Below are 15,772 nucleotides of genomic sequence, written 5' to 3' on the forward strand. Positions count from 1 at the left end.
CGAGCGGACGGACGAGATTCTTGGAGTTCTCCCAGGAGCGCGCGGCACCCTTGGCTGGTGGAGACAAGCGGCGCGGACGAGGGCGGCCAGGCCCGGCGCATCCTGCTGGTGGAGGACGACCGGGAACTCGGCGAGCTGCTCGTGCGGCTGTTCGAGCGCGCCGGATACGCCGCTGAGCTGGCCCGCGACGGCCAGGCCGGACTCCATCTGGGCCTGACCCGGTGCTACGACGCGCTGCGCCGCGTGGCGATCGCGTTGATCGACAGCGCGCTCAGCCACACCTCGGCCGGCGGCACGATCGAGGCCGCCGCGGTGCCCGGCAGGGGCGCCGCCTTCCTGGTACGGCTGCCGGCCGGTTCGTCATGAGGCATCGGCGACCCGCGCCGGCTCATAGCCGGCTCACAGCCCACGGACCGCGGCTTCCCAGCAGCCCGGCCGACAGTGACGGCATGACGGTTACCTCCAGCCCTCGCGCGCTGCCCCTTCCGGCGCCGTTCGGCCCCCGGCGCCCGGTGCCGGCCTGGTGGGGTGACGTCGGCGGCGTCGCCGCCGGGATCACCCTGGTCGTGGTGACCGCGCTGTGGCTGAGCAACGGCGGTTTCCAGCAGATCACCGGCGGCGGCCCGGACGCCGTTTCCGCAGCCGGTCGCCTCACCGGTCTCTGGGCTTCCGACCTGCTGTTGCTCCAGGTGCTCCTGCTGGCCCGGATCCCGCTGGTCGAGCGCGCCTTCGGCCAGGACAGGCTGGCTCGCTGGCACCGCTGGACCGGGTTCACCTCGTTCTGGCTCATGGCCGGGCACATCGTCCTGATCACCGTGGGCTACGCCGCTGCCGAGCGCAGCGGCGTACTCGCCGAGCTTTGGGACCTGATCCGGACCTATCCCGGCCTGCTGCTGGCCACCGCTGGCACGGCGGCGCTCTTGCTGGTGGTGCTGACCTCGGTCCGGGCGGCCCGGCGACGCCTGCGCTACGAGTCGTGGCACCTGCTTCACCTGTACGCCTATCTGGGCGCCGGGCTGGCGCTGCCCCACCAGCTCTGGACCGGCGCGGACTTCCTCGGTTCGACCGTCGCGACGGTGTATTGGTGGACGCTCTACGCGGCCACGGCCGGTTCCGTGGTCGCCTTCCGCGTCGGCCTGCCAGCCTGGCGGAACTGGCGGCACCGCCTGGTCGTGACCCGGGTGGCCGCCGAGGGCCCGGGGCTGACCTCGGTCTATCTGACCGGCCGGCGGCTCGACCGCTTGCCCGTGCGGGCCGGGCAGTTCTTCCAGTGGCGGTTCCTGGACGGTCCGGGCTGGTCGCGGGGCCACCCGTTCTCGCTGTCGGCCTCGCCGCGGGGGACCATGCTGCGGATCACCGTGAAGGATCTCGGGGAGGGCAGCGCCCGCGTCGCCTCGCTGCGCCCCGGCACGAGGGCGCTGGTCGAGGGCCCGTACGGCAGGCTCACCGGTGACGGTTACACCGGCGGTCCGGTCGTGCTGCTGGCCTGCGGTGTCGGGATCACACCGCTGCTGTCCCTGCTCGGCGAGCTGCCGTACCGGCCTGGCGAGGCGACCCTGGTCTTCCGGGCTCGCAGCGAGACCGAGATCGCCTTCCGCGCGGAGCTGGAGTGGTTCGCCGCCCACCGCGGTGTCCGCCTGGTGTTCCTGCTCGGCGCCCGGGCCGACCGCCCCTCCTGGCTGCCCGCCCAGTTCGCGGACCACAGCGACGCCGACGCGCTGCGGCAGATCGCCACGCACGTCGGGCACGCCCACGTGTTCATCTGCGGTCCGCCGGACTGGGCCGAGGCCGCCCGCGTGGCCGCCCGTGCTGCCGGAACGCCCGCGGACCGGGTGCACACCGAACAATTCGCCTGGTGACGAGAGGCTGCCCATGCGACGCATCACCCTCTGGCTCTTCTCCACGGTCGCGGCCGTGGTGCTGCTGTTCAGCTATCGCACCAGCACGGCAAGCACCGCGAGCGCCAGGACGCCGCCGGCGGCGGCTGCCCCGGCCACAACCGGTCCCGTACCCGGCCCGACCACCTCGGCCGGCCCGTCCGGCAAGACCTATACCGGGGCCAGTGTCGCGACCCGGTGGGGCGACGTGCAGGTCGCGATCACCGTCGCCGGGGGAAAGATCACTGACGTCGCGGTCCCGGTCTACCCCAGCGGGAACCACCGCGACGAGGAGATCAACGCCCGGGCTTTGCCGATCCTGCGCAGCCAGACCCTCGAGGCGCAGAGCGCGGACGTCGACACCGTCTCCGGCGCCACGGTGACCAGCGAGGGCTACCTCCAGTCGTTGCAGTCGGCCCTCGACGCCGCCCACCTGTCCTGACGCCGGCGGCCTGGTCGGTCAGCCGTGCGCGTGCTCGCCGAGCGGGCGGCCCGCGGTCACCGCGCCGATGCGGGTCAGCCACGCCGGGAGCCGGTCGTCGACCGTGCCGCAGCGGTACCCGACATGGCCGTCCGGCCGGACCACGACAACGCCGCCTCCCTCCCGGCCGGTCAACCGATGCAGGTGAACGTACGGTCCCGGCGCGGGCAACCGCAGATCGGCCGCGTCCCGCTGGAGCAGCACGCGCATGCCCGGCCGTTCCAGCAGCCGGTGCACCGGCAGGCGCTCGTCGCCGCAGGTCACGATCTCGTCGGGCAGCCGGGCGCCGGGGCGTGGCAGGCCCCGGCCCGCGGGCCGCTCGTCGACCGCCGACGGGCCCGTGGGATAGCGCACCCAGAGCTGCGACAGCATCCGCCCGCCCAGGCTGAGCAGACCCGGAATCCGCAGCACCCACGGCAGTACCGGCACGGCGATCGGCGCGACGACGCCTCGCAGCAGACTCGCCACTCCCCCGGCGGACTCGGCCCAGAACACCGCGTCCGTCATCGCCAGGACCCGGCCGGCGACCGGTCGCCGCGCCGGGACAGGCTGTACGCCGGTCAGGGCCGAACGACCCTGACGCCAACGGATCCCCGGGGCAACCCGGGGCGCTGCTCGCGGCCGGACTGATGCACCTGCTCACCGTCGCCGTAGCCGAACCGCGCCGGTTCTTCGGCTGGATCATGGCGCTGGTCACGCTGATCGCGATCGCATGCCCTTGACGCTCGCCGACCGGCCCGCATCGCGACTGCCGTGATCAATCCGGCCATCGGTGTCGCTGTCGCGACGATCGTCGACAGTGTCGCCCGAACGACCCAGCGTCCCGGGCCGCCGCAGTCGCTCGGTGGACGGGTTCCGACCCACGAACGGCCACAACGGCCGACGGGGCCTGACCCGTCTCAGCTGCCCGGCGCGATGCCCCGCGCGGCCAGGAACCGGACGAATCCCCCGAACTCACGGACCGCAGGCCGCGTTCCTGGCCGCCGGTGACGCACAGCCGGGACGCCTGGCCGGTTCCGCCCACCTCCGCTGAGCACCGTCCGGGACTCGCCTGCGGCGGCTCACCGGCGCCCGCCGTGGAACGGGACCGTCGGTGTACGCGGTCGTGCCGATCGGCCCTGACCGCTCCGGACGTGATGTGGCAAACCCGTAGGTGTGGAAAGCATGACGACGGAACCCGGACCGGCGGTCGACGCGCGCGCCGGATCGAAGGGAACGCGGATAGACCTCCTCGGCATCGGGGGTGCCGTCCTGCTCAGCGTCGACTCGGCCCGGGACAGCACCGGCTACGTGACCAGCCCGACCATGCAGCTGAGCACCGCCACGGCCGCCGTGACCGCGGGGCACATCTCCATCACCGACACCGGTCTGTGGGCCCGCAACGTCGCCGACGTGGGCGGGGTGCGAGTGACCGTGGCCTCGGCCGACGGACAACCCATGTTCATCGGCATCGCCCCGGAGCGTGAGGTCGACGCCTGGCTGGCCGGCACGGCCCACGACCAGTTGACCGGCTTCGAGTCCAGCGCCGGCCGCTACGACCGGGTCGCGGGTATGACCCGGGCCGTTCCCGACCCCACCGCCGAGACGTTCTGGCTGGCCAGCGGGGTCGGCTCCGGCGCCACGCTGCGCTGGGAGGTCACCGACGGCGACTACGCCGTGGTCGTCGCCAACCTGGACGGCACGCCGGGCATCGCCGCCGACGTGCGGGGTGCGATCCAGGTGCCCGACCTGACCGGCCTGGGCGGTGGGCTGCTCGCCACCGGCATAGTGCTCGGGCTGATCGCCGTCGGGCTGATCGTGCTGGGTGGTGTCGGCATCGGTCGCCGGCACACCGAACCACCGCCGACCGCCGGGCCGACCGGCCCAGCGCCGCAGGAGATCCCCCGGTGACCGTCGGCTCGTAGGAGAAAGGAGCACCGCGATGACACGGACGGACATGCCGGAGACCGGCGACCTGCGCGAGGTGGCGATCACCCGCCTGCGCAAGAAGCGCGACCTGCAGGCCCACGTGCTGGCCTATGTCCTGGTCAATCTGTTCCTGACCGGAATCTGGCTGCTGACCATGCCCGGCGGATTCTTCTGGCCGATGTTCCCCCTGGCCGGCTGGGGCATCGGACTCGCCTTCCACATCTGGGACGTGCTCGTCGGCTCGGTCCCCTCGGAGGAGGCGATCCGCGCCGAGATGAAACGGCTGGAACGTCGCTGACACGAACCGTGGCCCGGGAAGATCCCGGGCCACGGTCGTCCGCGACATTTCTCCAGGCGCTGAGCGTCAGTCGACCAGGAAGACCGGGCAGTCCGCGTGCTGGACCACCGAACGGGACACCGAGCCGAGCAGCCCGGCCTCGCGGAGACCACCGCCCCGCCGACCGACCACGACGGCCGCGGCCTGGCCGGACGCCTCGATCAATGCCTCGGCCGGGTCCTCGGCGACGAACCGCCAGTGCGTCGTCACCCCGTCCGACGTCTCCTGGCGCTCAACCCGGGGCGTCCGGCTCGCGTGCAGGAGCACGAGCTCACAGCCGCGCAGCTTGGCCTCCCCGTGGGCGAAGGCGACCACCCGGTCGCTGTCCGGCCCGCCGACGCCGGCCACGACCGGGCGGGCGTCGAACCCGGGCCGCGCCGGCCAGCCGGGGATCCGCACGAGCAGGACCGCGCCGGTGTGGCGAGCGGCCACCCGATCGCCGACGGTACGGCCGAACGCCGCGCCGACCGGCCCGTGCCGGTGCCCCACCACGATCAGCCCGGCGTCGCGACCCTCCGTCAGCAGGGCGTTCGCCGCCGGTCCGACGATCAGACGGCTGGTCACCGGGACCGAGCCGGAGCAGGCGTGCACGCGGTCGATCAGCCGTTCCAACAGGCGGGAGTCCACCATGCGCACGGACGCGTGAACGTCGCCGGAGTGCCGGGCATGCACGAGCCGGAGGTGCCAGCCGCGCAGCTCGGCCTCGATCGCGGCATGGTCGACGGCGACGTAGCTGGTCGCGCTGTCGTCCACACCGACCACGACCAGACCCGTACGGGTGACCGTGGCGGGGGGCGGCGGGTCGAGCGCCGGGCCGACGGCGTGCTCCGCCCCGTAGCCGGCCACGTCGAGATAACGGTCGATCACATCGCTGTACCGTGTGGGTCGCCCACGGGTCGTGCAGCCGCGCACGGCGTCCCGCTCGGCACGGAGTCTGTCGAGATCAGTCATGGCCGCCTCCCCACACCGTTGGTCACCTCCATGACAACCCGGGCTGACCGGTGTGGACAGGGCCGTTGGACAGGTTCTGACCGGCTCAACGGCCGATCGGTGGCTGTTGAGCCGGCTGTGGCGCATGCCCTGGTCCGCTGGTGCCTCTACCGGACAACCGCGACCGTGGCCGGCACGTGATGCAGCACGTATCGGCTGATCGAGCCCAGCCGCAGGCCGGCGAAGCCGCCCCTCCCCCGCGCCCCGAGCACCACCATCCGCGCGTCCGCGGCAGCCTCTGCGATCACCCGGTACGGATGCCCGATGATCGCTTCGTGCCGTACCTCGACATCGGGGAACTTCCGGCGCCACGCCGCGGTCTGCTCCCGCACCGCGGCCAGCTCGGCCGTCGCGATCTCCTCAGGGTCGACGTTCGGGCTGCCGATCAACGGGTCCGGGGGCGGCATCCAGGCGCGCACCACGAGCAGCGGGGCCTGTCCCGCGGCGGCCTGCTCGAATGCGAACCCAGCGGCACGATCGGCGTGCTCCGACTCGTCGAGGCCCAGCACGACAGGCCGTCCAGCCGGGTCATCGGGCTCCCGCACGACCACGACGGTGCACGCGGCATGCGCGGCCAGCGCCCCCGCCACCGATCCCAGCCAGAATCCTTCGAACACGCCGTGACTGCGGCCTCCGATCACCAGGAGATCCGCGCCGGCCGACAGCTCCCGCAACACCGACGCCGGGGTGCCGTGCGCGATCACTCGACTCGCCTCGACGCCGGGAAACTCGGCCGATTCCTCGTCGACGGCCGCCGCCAACATGGTTTCCAGGTCTTTCTCGGCCGCCATATCAGGCCATACCGGCACGCCGGGCACCATCGAGGCCGCCGGCATGTACTCCGGCCACCTCCACACATAGACCAGATCCACTTCGGCCCGCGTACGGGCGGCCTCACGGAACGCCCACCGCAAGGCCCGCCGCGCGTCGCGTGACCCGTCGTACCCGACAACAATCCTCGTCTCGGACATGGTGCAGACCTCCTCACCCCGAGCCTTCTTCCGCCCGCGACCCCGGCGCCAGCGCCAACCGGCCCGCGGGAGGGGGCTGTGCGGCACTGTCCCGTGCCGGGGCGCGGCACCTACGGTGTCCCTGCTGTTGTGTCCACAGTGGAAGGACCTTCGTATGGGCCGGGGAAGGCGAACTCGAACGTCGGCACCATGCTCATCAAGTGTGTGGCGGGCATCCACGAACCGGACCGGGGGACGATGCTGTGGGACGGCCGCGAAGTGCGTGTCCGCAGCCCTCGCGAAGCCTCCGCCCTCGGCATCGAGACCGTCTACCAGGACCTGGCCCTGGCCGACAACCTCGACGTCGTACAGAACATGTTCCTCGGCCGGGAGAAGCGGCGTCACTGGCTGCTCGACGAGGACGAGATGGAACAGGCCGCGACGGCCACGCTGCGGGACCTGGGCGTTCGACCGGCGGCGCGTCTTGGAGTACATGACCAGCGGATGTGCCGGCACGATGGCGCCGCTCTGACGGCGGCGTCAAGCACGGGGGTGATCGGAGCCGCTGTCGCCGTCAGCACGGGGAGCCAGCACGACCACGGCGGTCTCGGTCGGCCGCAGTGCCGCGTAGGCGTCCAGTTTCGGGTCGAACTCGCTCCACCGGGCCCACAACCTCGACCGCTCGTCCCCAGTCGCGGCGTGGGCTCGGACCGGCCGGCTCCCGCCCACCGTCTCCACGACAGCATCCGGGTGCTCCCGCAGGTTCAGCCACCAGGCCGGCTCGGGCGATCCCCAGCCGTTCATGGCCAGTAGAACCACATCGGGACCGTCGTCGAAGTACGCGAGGATGACGCCACGGTCACGACCGGTGCGGCGCCCGACGGTGGTCAGCCGCAGCATCCCCCACCGACCGTGACGCGGTCGCCGCAACCCGAGGCGCCCGCCGGTGGCGCGGTACAGAGCCCGATGGAACGACCAGGCGAAACGGATGAACCAGCGGGGCGGGAGCCAGGGTTTGCCGGCCTTCTGCTCCAACGACATCGCGTCCTCCCTCGAACGACGGCACAGTGGTCTCCCTGGACCATTCACCCGGGAAGCGACCGCCGCCAGGGTCACACGTCCCGACTCGAGCCGGCGGAGTGGCCGCGTCATCGGGCCCGCGTGAAAGTGAGCGGGCCCAGATCCAGATGCATAACGCGCGCGAGCGTGCCGGGCTTGCCGCTGAAGACGACTCGGCCGCCGGTGAAGAGCAGATCACTGCGGAAGACGTACGGGTCGTCGGGATCGTCGGGCAGCAATGGTGCGCCGCGCAGGAGCGCGCACCGGGCTGAGGAACCGCATCGTCAGACGGCCGCGACGGACCAGCACCTGGGCGCCGGCTCCGAGGAACAGCCGAGCCGGGTCCGTCCAGTACGCCGAGAGGCGGTACCGGCCGCAAAGGTCGGTCCACAGCTCCGGGTGGTGGGGCAGGTCGTCTCGGGGTGCCGGCGGTGGCAGCCCGAGCACCTGCCGCGCCGAGGCGGCCGCCTCGGGAGTGAGCCAGTGCAGGCCACCGGCGGCGCCGTTGGCCTGCGCGACGACCCCGACGCCGGCCGGGGGCACCAGGAACAACTGCGCGTCGAACCCGGGCAGCAAGCCGTCGTCCAGGTCGTGACGCAGCCGCTCCACGGCGTCCAGCGCGGTGATGTCGACCTCGACGTTGGCCTCGGTGTTGAGCAGGAACCAGCACACCGGTTCGGACTGCGTGTCCACCGCGGCCAGTCCGCGACGGTAGAAGTCGTCCGCGTTGGCGAAGAACAGTGGGGAGTCGTAGCGGTAGACAACCAGGCCCGGCACGGTGTGCGCATCCGGATAGTCGTCGACGTCGTGCATGCCGGCCAGGCCGGGAACCAGTCCCTCGACCGCGTCGTGCGGCCGGGCCACCCGGGCCAGCGTCTCCGCCACCGACAACGCGACCGCGAGCAGCACGCCGTAGAGGATGTCGAACATCAGCACGCCGCCCATCGCCGCGAGCGCCAGCACGAGTTCGCTGCGGCGGAAGCGGGCCAGCCGCCGGAAGCCCGCCACGTCGATCAGGCGGACCGCGGCGTAGACCACGAGCGCGCCGAGCGCCGCGGCGGGGGAACAGGACCAGCACAGCTACCGCTGCTGCTGACCGGGAAACCGCGGAACAGGCCGGCCAGGGTCGCGTACGCCAGCACCTGGGGCACGAGGTAGGCCGCCGCAGTCACCCCTGCCATGAGGTCGCCGCGCCACCACCGCCGGTACTGGCGCGCAAGGACGAACCCAGGCCGAATCACCGTCCCAGCATGCCGCCGACCGGTCCACGACAGCAGGTCCGAAGTGCTCTGATCTGAGGTTCTCCGCGCCTTCAAGGACCTTCGACCCGCCGTTGCTCAGGGCCGGTGACGGGCCCGGCCGGCCAGCGACACGATCTTCACGGGGACGGCGATGAACGAACCGGCGATGGCGATGATCAGCAGGACGCGCGCCACCGTCGGCCACCACGATCCGGCGCCGAAGTCGAACGGGAAGACCTGCCACATCCGCACGAGCACGACGAGCCCGATCCCGGTCGTGACGAGACCACCGGCCGGCACCAGCCACGACGAGGGCCGGGCCAGGTAGACGAGGTTCGCGGCCAGCCCGACCGCCAACGAGACGTTGACGATCACCAGTACGCGCTCCGTCTCGCTCGTGAGGAAGGGGAGCGCCTCCCAGCCCGGTCCGACATTGATCAAGTAGAGCAGGACGGCGTTCACCGCGGCGGCGACGGCGTACCCGGTCCGTTGGGTTCCGACGGGCTTGTGGGTGGCGGTGTTGACGGTCATCACGTTTCCTCCGCTGGTGATGCGGCTGGGCGCGCCCCGGCGTACGACACCTGGCGCGCTCAGCCGGGCGGTCAGGAGGTCAGGTGCACTGGGCGGTGGGTGAACTGCTCGATGTCGCCCGTGGTGACGTCGAGCAGCTGGTAGGCCAGGTCGGCCAGGGCGCGTGCGGTGGCGAGCTCGTCGCCGATCTCGGGCACCTCGGTGTCGGCCGGGCGGCGGCGGGCCACTCCCGTGCCGCGCAGCGGGTTACGGGAATCGGTGTGCAACACCGCCACGGCCTGAGTCCGGCGCTCGTCCTCGTTCTCGTCGATGTTCACTTCGATCGTCCAGGTCCGGGTGTGAACCATGACGGCACCTCCGTTCGGTAGCGATGCTTCATCGCAGCCCCGGACGGGTGGGACGGCCAGAGCCGAAGGTCCCGCCAAGCCGGTTCATAGCCCCCTACACCGTGCCAACGCCCCGGGAACACGCTGATGGCAGACGCGCCGGGGGACACGGCGGCCGTGCTGCCCGCCGAGAGAGGAGTGCGGTCATGAACAGGCCCGTAGTGGTCGGGATCGACGGTTCTGAACGAGGTCTGACCGCGGTGCGGCTCGCGGCCGCCGAGGCGGCCCGGCGTCACCGTGGGCTGCGTATCGTGCACGCGTTGATCTGGTCACCTCGACCGCCACGGCCGCGTCCTGGCGGGCGAGAGTTGTGCGAGCGGCGTTGGCGGTGAACAGTTCGGAGCCGTCGAGCAGCACGGTGGCGCCGCCGGGCCCGGCGAGGACGGCGACGGGCACGACGCCGTCGCGCCGAGCCCGAACCGCTTCGGCGCGGCCCTCGCCGGGCGCGACGTCAAAGCTGGCCGCATATCCGAAGACCACGAGCAGCAGCAGAGGCAGCACGACCATCATGGCCAGGGTGCGACGGTCCCGGCGCATCTGCCGGAACTCCTTCACGATCATCGCCCTCATGGGGCTCGAACCATGCCCGACCGCTGATCATTTGCTCCCCCGGCCTTACCGTGGTGCCACCCGGAAGACCGGGTAGTCGGCGGCGATCCGTTCGAACTCGACGAGCGGGGCCCGTCGGTCGACCGGTACGTGTGCGCGTGCGCCGGGCGCGACGGCCAGATATTGCCGCAGAATGGGGGCGCGTTCGGCCGGGTCAACCTCGACCAGCCGGACCGGCCGGCGGCGGCCGTGGCGCAGCACCGCCTCGCCGTCGGCCGCTCGCACGTTGGCCACCCAGTTCGCCCCGTTGCCGAGCATCGAGACGAGATAGCGTTCACCCCGGTATCGCGCGATCACCAGGGGGCAGGCGACGGTGTGGCCGCTGCGACGGCCGGTCACCTCGAGGGTCACCCAGTCCGGCGGTGCGAAGATCGCCCGGCCGAACTGGAACGCCGACAGCCGGTTGAGCGTACGGGCCAGTCGCGTCGGGCGGCCGCCGCGATACATTCGGCGGCGCATCGCCTCGGTAATGATCATGCCTGCCTCCGGTGCTCTCGCACGATGACTCTCGCGGTTGCCCGCAGCGTCCCGCTCGTAGCGGCGGCACGGCAGAGCCTCGGGTCCCGGGCATGCCGGCCGAAGGGCCTGCGGTGACGCGGACTCCGCTCAAGCGGGCGAGGACGCGCGGATCTGCGCCGCCACGTCGCGCGCCCACCCCCGCACACGCAGGGGATTGCGGAAGTCGCCGGCCCGGCCCGTACGGGCCATCCGCCGGGCGAGGAAACCGAGCCAGCCCCGGGCCTCCGCGGTCATCCGGCCGCCGAACGTGACATGCTCACGCGCACCGAGCTCGTGCAGGGCCTCCTCAGCGTGGTGGCCGGGCGGAAGCGGACCGTCGTCGGCCGAGGTGTCCAGAGGCCCGCTGCTGAAGAGCCAGACGGGTTTGCCGGCGAAGTCGCTCGCGTGTCGGCGCACGAATCGGCGGACGTCCGGATGCCAGCCCGCCGCGTAGACGGCCGAGCCCAGAACGAGAGCCTCGTAACGACCGGCGCCCGAGACGTCGGCGGCTGCCGACAGCCGCACCTCGAACCCGGCGTCACGCAACTCCTCCGCGATCCAGCCCGCCAGTTCCGCGGTGCCGCCTCCCGTGCTCCCGCAGGCGACCAGAACCACCACGACGCACCTCCAAGCTCCGGCTTCCACGGTGTTCTCACCCGGGTGTCAGCGGTAGGGACCAAAGTCCGGAGAATTCGACTGAGCGGAAGCGTGGTGACGCTGCGAAACGCCCGTCGGTAATCCTGGGTGATGACGCCCGGGAGCGGCCGTGACACAACGTTTCCGGCCTTCCGCGGTTTCGCGTCATTCGCAATCCTTAACGGTCCTGATAGGACTGAGAGCCCTGCCCGCCGCCTCGACGCGGAGCAATTATCGCACTGAGGGCCGACGCGGTTCCGCCTCCGGCGAGACGGCGTTTTCGAGCTTCCGGCAGGACGACGTCCACCGAGCGCCCACCGTGATCGCCCGATCTCCGGAAAGGAGTCAGACATGGCTGAACACTTCGATCCCAACATTCCGCCGAAGGCCGACACCGATCCCTGCATCGAGGGCGACTTCACCGGGCCGGTCGTCGTTCTCGAGAAGCCGGCACTCGGCCAAGGCAACCTGGTCATCGACCGGACGAAGCCGTTCGACATCAAGGTCGGCTGGCGTATGTTCGGCAACCTGGTTCCACTGTGGCTCACCGCGATGTCGCGTCATCAGCACCACTCGGAGCTACGACGTCTCGGATCCGTCGAAGGCCCGATCATCAAGGTCGAGGAGCCGCAGACCGCGGCCCTTCCGGCCTGACAACCGATCGATCGCCCGTCCGGGACCGCCCCTGACGGGCGCCATCATCCGCAGCGCCGTCGCCGGTGACAGCGGGCCCGTTCGCACAGGCCGTACGTCCCTGCCGCCGCAGCCCCGCCCTTCGTAGCGTCGAGAACATGGGGAGGTCTGCACTCCCCCGGGCGAAATGGAGGCACAACGATGTTGTACGGAACGAGACATCGCCGCTTCGCCATAATCGCCGGCGCTTTCCTGGCCGTCCTGCTGGCTCTCGGTGGCGTCTGGCTGTTCACGCGCGACAGCGGCCCGGATGACGTGACGGTGTCTCCGGGCGCGCCGCCGGCTTCGAGCGACGTGGAACCCTCGGTCGAGCCGAGCAGCCCGTCGGCGCCCAAGCCCGCGACGATGACCGTCACGATTTTCTTCCACCGCGGGCGCGACGCCGACCCGGCCAAGGTGGTAGCCGTACGACGCATCGTGCCGCGCACGTCCAAGGTCGGCACGGCCTCGTTGAAGCAGTTGCTCGCCGGCCCGACGAAGGCGGAGCGCCAGTCCGGCTACTGGTCGTTCTTCTCGCCCGCGACTGCGGGCAAGCTGCAGAGCCTGCGAATCGACGACGGTGTCGCCCGCGCCGACTTCCGGGACCTGCGCACGATCATCCCGAACGCGAGTTCCAGCAGCGGCAGCATCGCCCTGCTGGCCGAGCTCGACCACACGCTCAAGCAGTTCCGCACGGTTCGCACGACCGTCTACTCGTTCAACGGTGACGTCGCGGCGTTCTACGAGTGGCTGCAGCGCGAGGTGCCGGTGGTCACGATGCCCGGGCTCGGCGAGGCCCGTCGCGTCGCGCAGGACTTCCTGCACCGGATCGTCGGCATGCCCGAGCCGGTGTACGTCTCGGCCCGCTGGCGCAGCGACTTCATCGCCACCGTCGACTTCCGCTCCCGGATCAGCGGGGCCGGATCGATCAAAGGCCCGATCACCACGGTGACGCTGGGCAAGGGGAGCAAGACCTTCTCGGTGCTCGACGTTCGCACGAGCACCATCCAGGTGGACCGGCCCGCCGCGGCGATCTCGCCGACCGCCTTGCAGGTCGTCACGTCGCCCCTGCAGCTCTCCGGCTCGGCGCTGGCCTTCGAGGGCAACGTAGCCGTGCGTGTGCTGCAGACGAGCGGCGGCGTCCGTCAGCTGGGCTCCGGAACTGTCACCGGCGGCGGCGACGTCATGCGGCCGTTCAGCGGATCGGTGGAGTTCCGGCGTCCGAGCGCCGACCTCGGCTGGGTGATCTTCGTCGAGCACTCCGCCATCAACGGAGCCGTCACCAAGGCCACCGCCGTCCGAGTGGCTTTCCACACCATCGAGAGCTGAGTCCACGAGGAGAACATCATGTACGGCTGGCAGGTGGCTGCTCCGGGTCGCGACGTTCGGCGGGCCCTTCGCCGGACACCCATGTTCGTGCCCCGCCCCGGGCCGGGCGAACTTCTGGTCGTGGTCGACGCGTGTGGTGTCTGTCGCACCGACCTGCACGTCGCCTCCGGTGAACTGCCACCGCGCCGGCCGTCCGTGGTGCCCGGGCACGAGATCGTGGGCCACGTGCTCGAGCCGGGAGCGGGCGCCGAGGGCTTCCGTCCGGGCGACCGCGTCGGGATCGCCTGGCTGCGCGAGACCTGCGGACGGTGCCGTTTCTGCCTGCGGGGCGACGAGAACCTGTGCCCTGACTCGCGGTACACCGGCTGGGACGCCGACGGCGGGTACGCCGACTGTACGACAGTTCGCGCCGACTTCGCATACGTCCTGCCCGACGGCTACGACGACGCCGAGCTGGCGCCGCTGCTGTGCGCGGGCATCATCGGTTACCGGGCGCTGCGCCGGACGGAGTTGCCGCCCGGCGGGCGCCTGGGCATCTACGGCTTCGGCGCCTCGGCCCACCTGACCGCCCAGATCGCGATCGCCGAGGGGGCCACCGTGCACGTTCTGACCCGGTCGGAGCAGGCCAGGAAGCTGGCGCTCGAGCTCGGCGCCGCGTCGGCCGGCGAGGCCTACGACGCACCGCCCGAACCGCTGGACGCGGCGGTGCTCTTCGCACCGGTCGGCGACCTGGTGCCGGTCGCGCTGCGGGCCCTCGACCGCGGCGGCACGCTCGCCGTGGCCGGCATCTACCTGACCGACATCCCGTCCCTGGAGTACGAACGTGACCTCTTCCAGGAACGCACCGTCCGCAGCGTCACCGCGAACACCCGGGCCGACGGCCGTGAACTGCTCGCCTTCGCCGCGAAGCACCGGCTGACCGTGGCGACCACCCCGTATCCGATGTCGCGGGCCGCCGACGCGCTCGTCGATCTCGCCGCCGACCGGGTCAACGGCGCCGCTGTACTCCTGCCCAAGACATCATGAACTCCGGCGGTCGTTGTCGCCGAGGACCGGAGAGGTCCCTTCCACGAGTTCGGCGGTCCATCCGGCGGCAGCCGATTTCTCCATGCGGTCTGCACACCGGTTGCACCCCGCCGCCATGCCGGCGAGCCACCGTGAAGGTGTCAGAAGGAAGGGAGGAGTCATGAAGACCATCACTCGCCGTGCGGCCACCCTGATGGCGGCCGGTGCGCTCGGCCTGGGCGGACTGGCTGTCACAGCTCCGGCGCTGGCCGGCAACGGCCCGTTCGGGCCCGGCCCGTCCAGCACGTCGACCACCGATCCAGCCGGCCACGGCATGGGCCCGGGTTACGGCATGGGCTCCGGATACGGCACGGGCATCGGGGATGGCGTCTGCAACCGCCTGCCGGTCACCGCGCAGCAGGGCACGCTGACCCCCGCGCAGAAGACCACGCTGGCGTCCATGGCCCAGGAGGAGAAGCTCGCGCATGACCTGTACGCGGCGTTCGCCGCCCGCTACGACGCGGTCGTCTTCGACCACATCGCGGCCGCCGAGACCCAGCACCTGCGCGTCGTCCAGACGCTGCTGCAGCGCTACGGCGTGCACGACTCCACCGCCGGGCAACCGGCCGGCACGTTCACCGACCAAGCCGTGCAGTCCACCTACGACAAGCTGCTGGAGCAGGGCGAGAACAGCCGGTCCGCCGCCCTGGCCGCCGGGCAGCAGGTGGAACGTGACGACATCGCCGCCCTGAAGGCTGCCGACGCCGGGCTGACCGCGCCCGATGTCAAGCAGGTCTACGCCAACCTGCTCGCCGCCTCGCAGCGACACCTGGCCACTTTCACCCGCTGGGCGACCCGGTGACCGCACCCGTGGCCGGGCGGCTCGCTGCCCGGCCACGGGCCGGGGTCTCATCTGCCGGCCGGGTCGCCGGTCTCGGCGGGGAGGCCGCGGCTGCTTCGCAGGCTCCAAATGATCGACACGGCGATCGTCAGAATGATCACGGCCAGGGTCACGGGTCTCGCTCAGGACCAGCTTGACGCCGGCGAACGCGAGCAGCACCGCCAAGGGCGCCTGTCTCGTTGATCGAGCGTGCCTCCCAAACATTGGACATTCGGAGCTGACTGGACGGCATCGGTCAATGCATAATCGTTGCCATGGCGGTCACCTATCGATCACATAGGGTAATCGCGCCCCGTCGGACCGCCAGAGGCGGCGACCAGGGTTCGGGTGGCGCGTGGTCTTGGCAATGGAACCAGGACTTC

At 71.4% G+C, this 15,772-nt stretch carries 19 protein-coding genes and 1 pseudogene; 10 read left to right on the forward strand and 10 right to left on the reverse strand.

Features of this window, described 5'->3' with window-relative positions:
• Positions 1–57: 57 nt before the first annotated feature.
• The 3 genes from EER30_RS48200 (at position 58) to EER30_RS42285 (ending at position 2,319) form a co-directional block, all read left to right on the forward strand.
• Positions 58–366 (forward strand): response regulator, encoded by a 309-nt coding sequence (locus EER30_RS48200; RefSeq protein ID WP_205650660.1) that lies wholly within the window; start codon positions 58–60, stop codon positions 364–366.
• Between the two features lie 83 nt (positions 367–449).
• The gene (locus EER30_RS42280) at positions 450–1,859 is read left to right on the forward strand and encodes a ferredoxin reductase family protein (RefSeq protein ID WP_127507751.1); all 1,410 of its coding nucleotides are present in this window, start codon (positions 450–452) and stop codon (positions 1,857–1,859) included.
• A gap of 13 nt (positions 1,860–1,872) precedes the next feature.
• Positions 1,873–2,319 carry an FMN-binding protein gene (locus tag EER30_RS42285; RefSeq protein ID WP_127507753.1) on the forward strand — a complete coding sequence of 149 codons (447 nt, stop codon included), beginning with the start codon at positions 1,873–1,875 and terminating at the stop codon, positions 2,317–2,319.
• A gap of 18 nt (positions 2,320–2,337) precedes the next feature.
• On the opposite strand, the gene EER30_RS42290 is transcribed toward EER30_RS42285, so the two are convergent.
• Positions 2,338–2,865 (reverse strand): hypothetical protein, encoded by a 528-nt coding sequence (locus EER30_RS42290; protein ID WP_127507754.1) that lies wholly within the window; start codon positions 2,863–2,865, stop codon positions 2,338–2,340.
• 657 nt (positions 2,866–3,522) lie between these two features.
• On the opposite strand from EER30_RS42290, the gene EER30_RS42295 reads away from it, so the two are divergent.
• Together EER30_RS42295 and EER30_RS42300 are read left to right on the forward strand one after the other, a co-directional pair.
• The gene (locus EER30_RS42295) at positions 3,523–4,248 is read left to right on the forward strand and encodes a hypothetical protein (RefSeq protein WP_127507756.1); all 726 of its coding nucleotides are present in this window, start codon (positions 3,523–3,525) and stop codon (positions 4,246–4,248) included.
• A 31-nt stretch (positions 4,249–4,279) separates the two neighbouring features.
• Complete coding sequence (locus tag EER30_RS42300; RefSeq protein ID WP_127507758.1) at positions 4,280–4,564, forward strand: 2TM domain-containing protein; 285 nt, start codon at positions 4,280–4,282, stop codon at positions 4,562–4,564.
• Positions 4,565–4,630: 66 nt separating this feature from the next.
• On the opposite strand, the gene EER30_RS42305 is transcribed toward EER30_RS42300, so the two are convergent.
• The 7 genes from EER30_RS42305 to EER30_RS42335 form a co-directional block, all read right to left on the reverse strand.
• Positions 4,631–5,554, reverse strand: a complete 924-nt coding sequence (locus EER30_RS42305) for a universal stress protein (RefSeq protein WP_164842696.1) — start codon at positions 5,552–5,554, stop codon at positions 4,631–4,633.
• A gap of 146 nt (positions 5,555–5,700) precedes the next feature.
• Complete coding sequence (locus EER30_RS42310) at positions 5,701–6,564, reverse strand: universal stress protein (protein WP_127507762.1); 864 nt, start codon at positions 6,562–6,564, stop codon at positions 5,701–5,703.
• 519 nt (positions 6,565–7,083) lie between these two features.
• A complete protein-coding gene (locus EER30_RS42320) occupies positions 7,084–7,584 on the reverse strand; it encodes a nitroreductase/quinone reductase family protein (RefSeq protein WP_127507764.1) in 501 nt (166 codons plus the stop codon).
• A 213-nt stretch (positions 7,585–7,797) separates the two neighbouring features.
• Positions 7,798–8,640 carry an STAS domain-containing protein gene (locus EER30_RS49630; protein WP_205650661.1) on the reverse strand — a complete coding sequence of 281 codons (843 nt, stop codon included), beginning with the start codon at positions 8,638–8,640 and terminating at the stop codon, positions 7,798–7,800.
• Positions 8,616–8,783 (reverse strand): hypothetical protein, encoded by a 168-nt coding sequence (locus tag EER30_RS50125; protein WP_205650662.1) that lies wholly within the window; start codon positions 8,781–8,783, stop codon positions 8,616–8,618. Before EER30_RS50125 ends, EER30_RS49630 begins: the two co-directional genes overlap by 25 nt.
• Before the next feature lie 156 nt (positions 8,784–8,939).
• Positions 8,940–9,374, reverse strand: coding sequence for a hypothetical protein (locus tag EER30_RS42330; protein ID WP_127507767.1), 435 nt, complete (start codon positions 9,372–9,374; stop codon positions 8,940–8,942).
• Positions 9,375–9,445: 71 nt separating this feature from the next.
• Complete coding sequence (locus EER30_RS42335) at positions 9,446–9,721, reverse strand: DUF1876 domain-containing protein (RefSeq protein ID WP_127507769.1); 276 nt, start codon at positions 9,719–9,721, stop codon at positions 9,446–9,448.
• Between the two features lie 185 nt (positions 9,722–9,906).
• Here EER30_RS42335 and EER30_RS42340 point away from each other — a divergent pair.
• Positions 9,907–10,029, forward strand: a pseudogene (locus tag EER30_RS42340) (universal stress protein); the annotation flags it as partial.
• Positions 10,030–10,375: 346 nt separating this feature from the next.
• Here the strand turns inward: EER30_RS42340 and EER30_RS42350 are convergent.
• Both EER30_RS42350 and EER30_RS42355 read right to left on the reverse strand, forming a co-directional pair.
• Positions 10,376–10,846: a nitroreductase/quinone reductase family protein gene (locus EER30_RS42350; RefSeq protein ID WP_240670667.1), complete on the reverse strand. Its 471-nt coding sequence runs from the start codon at positions 10,844–10,846 to the stop codon at positions 10,376–10,378.
• Between the two features lie 129 nt (positions 10,847–10,975).
• Positions 10,976–11,485 (reverse strand): flavodoxin domain-containing protein, encoded by a 510-nt coding sequence (locus tag EER30_RS42355; RefSeq protein WP_164842697.1) that lies wholly within the window; start codon positions 11,483–11,485, stop codon positions 10,976–10,978.
• A gap of 369 nt (positions 11,486–11,854) precedes the next feature.
• Between EER30_RS42355 and EER30_RS42360 the strand changes: the two genes are divergently transcribed.
• The 4 genes from EER30_RS42360 to EER30_RS42375 all read left to right on the forward strand — a co-directional run bounded on the left by EER30_RS42360 (position 11,855) and on the right by EER30_RS42375 (position 15,371).
• Entirely contained in the window at positions 11,855–12,157 is a 303-nt protein-coding gene (locus EER30_RS42360) for a hypothetical protein (protein ID WP_127507773.1), read from the forward strand.
• Positions 12,158–12,337: 180 nt separating this feature from the next.
• Positions 12,338–13,504: a Gmad2 immunoglobulin-like domain-containing protein gene (locus tag EER30_RS42365; protein ID WP_127507775.1), complete on the forward strand. Its 1,167-nt coding sequence runs from the start codon at positions 12,338–12,340 to the stop codon at positions 13,502–13,504.
• A gap of 18 nt (positions 13,505–13,522) precedes the next feature.
• The gene (locus EER30_RS42370; protein ID WP_127507777.1) at positions 13,523–14,530 is read left to right on the forward strand and encodes a zinc-binding alcohol dehydrogenase family protein; all 1,008 of its coding nucleotides are present in this window, start codon (positions 13,523–13,525) and stop codon (positions 14,528–14,530) included.
• A gap of 160 nt (positions 14,531–14,690) precedes the next feature.
• The gene (locus EER30_RS42375; RefSeq protein WP_127507779.1) at positions 14,691–15,371 is read left to right on the forward strand and encodes a ferritin-like domain-containing protein; all 681 of its coding nucleotides are present in this window, start codon (positions 14,691–14,693) and stop codon (positions 15,369–15,371) included.
• Positions 15,372–15,772 lie beyond the last annotated feature (401 nt).

Origin of the sequence: Actinoplanes solisilvae, assembly GCF_003999975.1 — a bacterium.
Classification (GTDB): domain Bacteria; phylum Actinomycetota; class Actinomycetes; order Mycobacteriales; family Micromonosporaceae; genus Actinoplanes; species Actinoplanes solisilvae.